7 protein-coding genes are annotated in these 7,440 nt (G+C 32.2%); all 7 read left to right on the top strand.

Translation table 11 applies throughout. The features are described from left to right. A partial coding sequence (gene radC / locus SULYE_RS04425) for a RadC family protein (protein ID WP_007546925.1) occupies nucleotides 1-461 on the top strand: 461 nt, incomplete at its 5' end. Continuing rightward, on the top strand, nucleotides 462-1,082 hold the full coding sequence (locus SULYE_RS04420) for a hypothetical protein (protein ID WP_007546917.1): 621 nt from the start codon (nucleotides 462-464) through the stop codon (nucleotides 1,080-1,082). It begins immediately after the preceding gene. 386 nt (nucleotides 1,083-1,468) lie between these two features. Beyond that, on the top strand, nucleotides 1,469-2,593 hold the full coding sequence (locus SULYE_RS04415) for a DDE-type integrase/transposase/recombinase (protein ID WP_007546915.1): 1,125 nt from the start codon (nucleotides 1,469-1,471) through the stop codon (nucleotides 2,591-2,593). Nucleotides 2,594-2,660: 67 nt separating this feature from the next. After that, nucleotides 2,661-4,391, top strand: a complete 1,731-nt coding sequence (locus SULYE_RS04410; RefSeq protein WP_007546913.1) for an NADH-quinone oxidoreductase subunit D — start codon at nucleotides 2,661-2,663, stop codon at nucleotides 4,389-4,391. Between the two features lie 12 nt (nucleotides 4,392-4,403). Next, the gene (locus tag SULYE_RS04405) at nucleotides 4,404-5,096 is read left to right on the top strand and encodes a NuoI/complex I 23 kDa subunit family protein (protein WP_007546912.1); all 693 of its coding nucleotides are present in this window, start codon (nucleotides 4,404-4,406) and stop codon (nucleotides 5,094-5,096) included. After that, entirely contained in the window at nucleotides 5,097-6,251 is a 1,155-nt protein-coding gene (locus SULYE_RS04400; RefSeq protein ID WP_007546911.1) for a class I SAM-dependent methyltransferase, read from the top strand. 1 nt (nucleotide 6,252) lies between these two features. Next, a complete protein-coding gene (locus SULYE_RS04395; RefSeq protein ID WP_007546910.1) occupies nucleotides 6,253-6,624 on the top strand; it encodes a hypothetical protein in 372 nt (123 codons plus the stop codon). Nucleotides 6,625-7,440 lie beyond the last annotated feature (816 nt).

Raw genomic sequence — 7,440 nt, 5'->3', positions numbered from 1 at the left:
AAAAAATAAAAGGCATTGGTGAGGCAAAAGCTTTACAAATTCTTGCAATCATAGAAATTGCAAAGAGAATGGACGATCATACTGAAAAAATAAAAATCTCTTCCGTGTCTGATGCTTTTAATTATTTAAAATTTTTATCAAAAGAGACCCAAGAGCATATGGTAGCTTTATACTTAAACAGCTCTAACCATCTAATAGCTCAAGAAGTTATAGCGAAAGGTTCTTTAAACGTAGTTAGAGTGCTGCCAAGAGACATTTTATACTATGCAATAAAGCATAACTGTAATGGAATTATAATAAGCCATAACCATCCAAACAATGACCCAACTCCATCACAAGAAGATATTGAGTTTACTAAAAAGCTTCAAACACTTGCCAATGAGCTTGGATTTGATTTACTTGACCACATAATTGTTGGCAAAAAAGATTTTTATAGCTTTGCAAAAGAGGGATTGATTTAAATGAGCGAGATCTTAATCACAATTCTAACAATCTCAATAATTTTAACCGGATTTAAATCTTCTAAATCCGATGAAGAAATAATTAGAACAGAGCCTTTTTATGTCGTAACATACGAAGGTAAAACAAAAAAGGAAGAAGATTATACAGCTGTATATAAAGTGTATGCATTGGGAATAGGAGTTGGAGAAGTTTACTTTATTAAAAAAGACAACAAAATTGAAGCAAGGGGGCAAACTTACCCATCATTAAGATTCCTGTACAATTATGACTTTGTTTATTTAGAACAAAATGATTACAAAGCTCTTTATGAGAAAGAAAAAGAAAAGGAAAAAATATATGAAAACCAAGAAATATATGAAAAAAAACCTTGGCTACCAATAATATCCCAGTTTTTTAAAGGCAGATTAAAAGAAGATGATATTTTAAATATGAAAATAAAGATCAATGATGCACCTGTAAAAATATCAAAGCAAGATACAGCATCAGAATATGTTTACATATTTGAGCCACAAAATAGCAAAACAAAAAGGATTACGATATACATAAATAAAAATGAAGATGTGCCGTATCTTATAGAAATTGAAGGAAAGGTAAATATAACGCTAAAAAGGATTAAATGATATTTGTAAGTGAAACGTAATACTGAGGGTGCTGTAAAAATTTTTGTAAATTTGCCTTTCCTTATCATCCTGAGGGCGAAGTCTGAAGGATCTCTTTTTTGATTTTTTGAAAGGAAAAACATGAGATTCTTCGCTTCGCTCAGAATGACATCTTTTAGGTTGAGATTCTTCGCCGGCTGCAGAATGACAGTGTGGATTTTTACAAACAGCCTCAACATAAAACTTCTCGATTTAATGAAATTTAGAAAATCTAAATATATTCAAAACATAAATCAGACCACATTTTAAAAGCAGTTGTGATATCCTATATAATGCTGTACAAGCTAAAAGAAACATGGGAGAATATAATATAAGAATTTAAAATTATGAAAATCGGAGGGATAAAGATGAGAAAGAAAGTAGGGACATCTACCTACATTCAGAGAATTAATACACTTGAAAGAAAGCTTTTAAAACAAGTAAAAGAATTAGATGATGTTATACAAAAACATCCAGAAATAATGTTTAGATTGCAAGTTGTAGAGTTTGCCTTAAAACACTCAGTAAAACTTGCAGTAGAAGCTTTTGGTGTATCAAAATCTACCATATACAGATGGATTAAAGAGTATAAAAGCAGTAATAACAATCCAGTATCTTTAAAAAATCGTTATGTGTCAAAAAAAGGAATGAAGTTAGAAAAATTACAAAAAATAACAGAAAAACATAAACAATTAGTTTTAGAAATCAGAAAAAAACATCCTAAGCTTGGAAAAGAAAAAATAAAGGTTTTACTTGATGAGCTTTGTAAGCAGCACAACATTCCTACGATATCTGTAAGTTCAATTGGAAATATAATAAAGATGCTTAAAGATGAAAGGAAGTTAAATCATGAGTATGCCAGGCAAAGAATCACAATCAACGGAAGAACTGGAGAGTTAATGGTAAAAGAAATTAAAAAGAAAACAAAGAAAGATAGATATAAAGACAAAAAACCAACAAAACCAGGAGAATTAGTACAAATAGATACTAAGCATGAATATGTAAATGGTAGAAAAGTTTATATATTTGTAGCCAAAGATGTAAAAACAAGAATCTCCTTTACTTTTGCATATGACAGACTAAACAGTAAAAATGCGAAAGACTTTTTAGAGAAATTGATAAAAGCAATGCCATTTGAGATAAAAGGTATACAAACAGATAATGGCAGTGAATTCTTAGGCGAGTTTACCAAAGCATTAAAGAAAAAAGATATAAAACATTATTTTAACTATCCAAGATATCCAAAAGGACAAGCATATGTAGAGAGAATGAATAGGACATTACAGGATGAATTTATCATGTACTACGAAGATTACGAATTAAAAGACATTCATGAGTTTAATAAAAAGATGTTGCAATATATGTTATGGTATAACACAGAAAGACCTCATCATAGTTTAAACAAAAAATCACCTTTACAATACTTTTGTGATATTATAAATTCAAATAAATCGGAATTTTCCCAAACTGGTATGACTTATACAAATGCTTGATAATTTTCAAAAAAAAGGTTAAGATTTTATAACACTGTTTTAAAAATTTTTTGAGAGGCAGAAAGGTATGGCATGGATAAGCTTAGAAAAAGCTAAAAAGTTGGAAGAAAGATTTGGATATCCAAAGGTTTCAGAGGGAAAGGGTGTTGTATCTGTAGAAGTGCCAAAAGATAAATTCATAGAATTTCTAACATTCTTAAAAGAAGACCCGGAATATCAATTCAAAATGTTTATAGACCTTACGATAATAGACCATGGAGAAAAAGAAAACCCAAGATTTCAAGGAGTAGTTATTCTATTTTCTCCAAAAAATCAAGAAAGAATAATCGTCAAAACATGGGCGGAAAACGAAACACTGCCAACCCTTACAAACCTTTGGAAAGGTGCAAAATGGGCTGAAAGAGAAGCTTGGGATATGTTTGGTATAAAGTTTGAAGGTCATGAAAATTTAGTCAGAATGTTGCTTTGGGAGACTTATCCATACCATCCACTCAGAAAAGACTTTCCGCTTGAAGGTATAAAAGATACTGAGCTACCATCTCTAAATGAATCTTTAAGAGGGGAAAATTTAGAAGGTTTATTTAATTATGATAGAATGCATACAGCCCTTCCAACAATGGAAGATTTAGAAATAACACAGAAAAAAAGAATGCCGGTAAAAACATCTCAAATAGTGTTAAACTGGGGACCGCTTCACCCGGGAACACACGGTACAATCTGGTTTTTATTTGACTTAGACGGTGAATATGTAAAACAATGTGATATTATCATCGGTCAGCTTCATAGAGGTGTTGAAAAGCTTGGCGAAAATGTCAACTGGCAGCAGTTTATACCTTACACAGACAGAATGGACTATATCGCAGCAATAAATGAAAACCATGCTTATGTTTTAGCAGCAGAAAAAATGCTTGGAATAGAAGTGCCAGAAAAGGCAAAATGGATTAGAACTATGATGGCAGAACTTTCAAGAATCAATAGTCATCTTCTCTGGCTTGGAACCTATGCCCTTGACCTTGGTGCTTTGACAATGTTCTTATATACATTTAGAGAAAGAGAAAAAATAATGGATATTATAGAAGGAATTACCGGAGCAAGATTCACAATAAATTACTTTAGAATTGGTGGAGTATTTGCAGATTTACCATATGGAGCTTTAGATGCTATCGAACATCTTATAAAAGACCTTCCACAAAGAATTAATGATTACGAAACACTCTTAACAAGAAACAGAATTTGGTTATCAAGAAACAAAGATGTGTGCATCATTACAGAAGAGGATGTGTATCAGTATGGTTTAACCGGAGCAGTAGCAAGAGGTTCTGGCGTCCCTTATGATGTTAGAAAAATAGATAAGTATGATGCCTATGGAGAAGTTGAGTTTGATATTCCTGTTGGAGAAAAAGGTGATTCTTACGATAGATACTTAGTAAGAATGGAAGAGATGAGACAAAGCATAAGAATAATAGCACAGTGTGTAGCTAAACTTAGAAAAATGTCTAAAAATGACCCTTACTTCTTCCAAACACCGGATGAGAAAAAGCTAAAAGTAACAATAGATGGTAGAGGAATGAAACTTCCGGCTGGAGAAACTTATGCATCATCAGATAATCCAAGGGGTGAGCTTGGATTTTATATATACAACAAAAAAGATGGATTAAAAGCTCACAGAATGAGAATTAGGTCTGGCGCATTTTATAATCTACAAGTATTTACAAAAGCTATCATTGGAAGACCGATTGCAGACGCAATTACTTTACTTTCAACTATAGACCCGGTTGTTGGAGAAACGGATAGATAGGAGGTTTTAAACATGGGAATTAAAAAAGTAGGAGCAAAACCACAAACACTTGTAGAAAAAATATTTTTCTTAGATTTTATAAAAGGATTAAAAACTACAATAAAACATCTTTGGAAAAAGGTAATAACTGTTGACTTTCCTTACGAAGTTGTTACTCCACCGGCAAGATTTAGAGGAATTCACGGACTTAGAACAGTAGATGGAACAGAAAATCCTGAGTTTGACAGTTGGGTTAAAAGATTAAAGATTAAGCCGCCAGAACCGGGAGAAACAAGATGCATTGCTTGTAAGTTTTGTCAGGCAGCTTGTCCAGTGCCGGAGCTTTTTGATATCCAATCAGAAAAGCTTGATGTTCCAGAAGACCATCCACACTATGGCTTAAAAGTAATGACAGTTTTTAACATGGATTTATCTAAATGTACATTCTGCGGTTTATGTACCCAAGCATGCCCGACTGATTGTATTATCATGACGGATATATACGACCTTTCATCTTACACAAGAAAAAGCTGGGTTTTAGATAAAGATGTACTAACTCAGATAGCAAATGATTTTGTTGCAAGAAGAGGAAAAGAAAAGTTTGATGAAAAATCAGCATGGAGAGAAGACCAAAAATTATGGCCAGAATACGATAAAACAAGAGAAAAACTTTGGGACTTTAACATGCCAAGACTTGGTCCTAACTACCAAGAGCAAACAGCTTAGATGCATTTAACCGGAAAAGAAGAGTTAATCAATATAATCAAACAAAAAATTCAGCAGGAAGGGGCTATCTCCTTTAAAGATTTTATGGAGATGGCTCTTTATTATCCAAATCTTGGCTATTACACATCAGAAAAAGAAAAAATCGGAGGACTTGGAGACTTTTATACATCAAGCGAATTAGACCCTGCCTTTGGAAATCTTCTTGCAAAACAGTTTAATGAAATCTATGAAAACTACTTTAAAAATCAAAAATTTCAGATAGTTGAGATAGGTTCTGGAAAAGGATATCTTGCTTATGATGTTTTATCTTACATAAAAAATAACTACCCAAATTTGTATAAAATTTTAGAATTCATCTCGGTTGAAAAATCTCCGTACCACAGAGACTATCAGAAAAAACTTTTAAAAGATTTTGATAATATATCCTTCCACGAAGATTTAACAGAAATTAACAACATCAATGGCATCATATACTCAAACGAGCTTTTCGACGCATTACCTGTTCATCTAATTAGGAAAATAAACGGCAAAATATTTGAAGTTTATATAACATTGGAAGGTGATGACATAAAAGAAGTTTTAAAAGAGCCGCAGAAGGATATTTTACAGTATTTAAAAGATTTAAACATTGATATTTCGGAAGGAATGACAACAGAAATAAATCTGTATGCTAAGGATTTAATACAAGAAATCGGAAATAAATTAGAAAAAGGCTTTGTCTTTACCATAGATTATGGCTATCCATCAAAAGAACTCTATAAACCATACAGAATGAGGGGAACGCTTCTTTGTTATTATAAACACACATACAACGAAAACTTTTATCAAAATGTTGGTCTTCAAGATATAACATCTCATGTTAATTTTTCTGCGCTGGTTTACTATGGTAAAAAATCCAAACTTTATTTTTTAGGCTTTACAGACCAAGCACACTTTTTAATCAGTCTTGGTTTGATGGATATTTTTCAAGAACTACAAGAAAAAGGAGATTACAAATCTTACGAGAGATTAAACAGATTAAAAACCTTAATCCTACCAAAGGGAATGGGAGAAAAGTTTAAAATTTTGATTCAATCAAAAAATATACAAAATCCAGACATTGCTGGACTTAAAAACCTTCCGTACGAAAGCGATAGGTACAAAATAGAGGTGTAAAATGCTTTATAATTTTATAGTTGGTTTTTCATTTTTATTGATTGCTACCTTTTCTTACTGGTACTCTTCAAAGCTCGCTGTCTATAAAAATACTTCCTTCTTTTTATCTTTTTTAGTTGTGCTAATAAGCTATACGATAGCAGGCTCTTTTAAGCTTCTATTTGAAAAATATTTATCTCATTACTCGCTTATTTTGATGTTTGTATTGCTTATTTTTGTGCAGACTTATCTTGGTAAAATTTTATTCAAAGAAGACTTTAAAAAGTCAGCTATTGCAAGTATTTTATCCATTGTGGTAACCATCATCATAGGCTTGCCAATTCTTGTTTTAGCTGGAGTAGCTTTGACCTATCTTAATATAAAACGGGGGTAGGATAAAAACTTAATTAACACAGCAACAGAGCTGCTCACCTACAAACTTTAATACTACAGGATGCTTTAAAATTTTAGCTAAACCTAAGAAATTAATTAGCAGATTGTCATTCTGCAGTTTTTTGAAGACCATTCGGACTAAAGTCTTCAGGATAAGAAGGAACTTCCGAACGTTACCATTCTGCAGCCGGCAAAGAATCTCCTTTTTCATCAATTTTTAAAAGATGAGATCCTTGAGCCTTTGGCTTCAGAATGACAAAAAAGTAAACTTAAAAAATTCTGGAACACTCTCATAATATTATACAATAGTCAAACACACATAGATTAAACACGCCCTGGGTGAGAAATTAGCGATTTCTATAGAATAGATAAGGAAATCTGCGGACTAAAGTCCTCAGGTTGGCAGTGAAAGGTTGAATGATAAGCATCAGAGAAAGGATAGTCTTATTTGTCATTCTGTAGCCGTGAGAAGAATCTCATGCTTTTATTGAATTTCTCACCCGACTTGTATATTCTACTGTTTAAAGAAATTTTATAACACTATAATCCAGCTCTTGAATAAAAAAAAGACAATTCTTCTAATATTCAAAAAAAATCAAACACTGTTTGATTGACAAAATTTAAATGTCGTTATATCCTAATTATACAAATTTTCCTCAAGGAGGCTTCATAATGGGAGAGTATAAAAGACCAACTGTTTCCATCGTGGGAGCGGGGAATGTTGGGGGAGCATGTCGCAAATTTGATAGCAATCAAAGAATTAGCAAATATAAAACTTTTTGACCTTCCCAGGAAAACGGAAGACAAAACTTTTGAA

Origin of the sequence: Sulfurihydrogenibium yellowstonense SS-5, assembly GCF_000173615.1 — a bacterium.
Classification (GTDB): Bacteria; Aquificota; Aquificia; order Aquificales; family Hydrogenothermaceae; genus Sulfurihydrogenibium; species Sulfurihydrogenibium yellowstonense.
The sequence above is the reverse complement of the archived record's forward strand: the minus strand, read 5'-3'. Positions and strand labels throughout refer to the sequence as shown.

What these genes read in the sequence shown, in the direction of transcription:
- SULYE_RS04405 (WP_007546912.1), top strand. Translation starts at nt 4,404, where the DNA reads ATGGGAATTAAAAAAGTAGGAGCAAAACCACAAACACTTGTAGAAAAA.
- SULYE_RS04395 (WP_007546910.1), top strand. Translation starts at nt 6,253, where the DNA reads ATGCTTTATAATTTTATAGTTGGTTTTTCATTTTTATTGATTGCTACC.
- SULYE_RS04400 (WP_007546911.1), top strand. Translation starts at nt 5,097, where the DNA reads ATGCATTTAACCGGAAAAGAAGAGTTAATCAATATAATCAAACAAAAA.
- SULYE_RS04415 (WP_007546915.1), top strand. Translation starts at nt 1,469, where the DNA reads ATGAGAAAGAAAGTAGGGACATCTACCTACATTCAGAGAATTAATACA.
- SULYE_RS04420 (WP_007546917.1), top strand. Translation starts at nt 462, where the DNA reads ATGAGCGAGATCTTAATCACAATTCTAACAATCTCAATAATTTTAACC.
- SULYE_RS04410 (WP_007546913.1), top strand. Translation starts at nt 2,661, where the DNA reads ATGGCATGGATAAGCTTAGAAAAAGCTAAAAAGTTGGAAGAAAGATTT.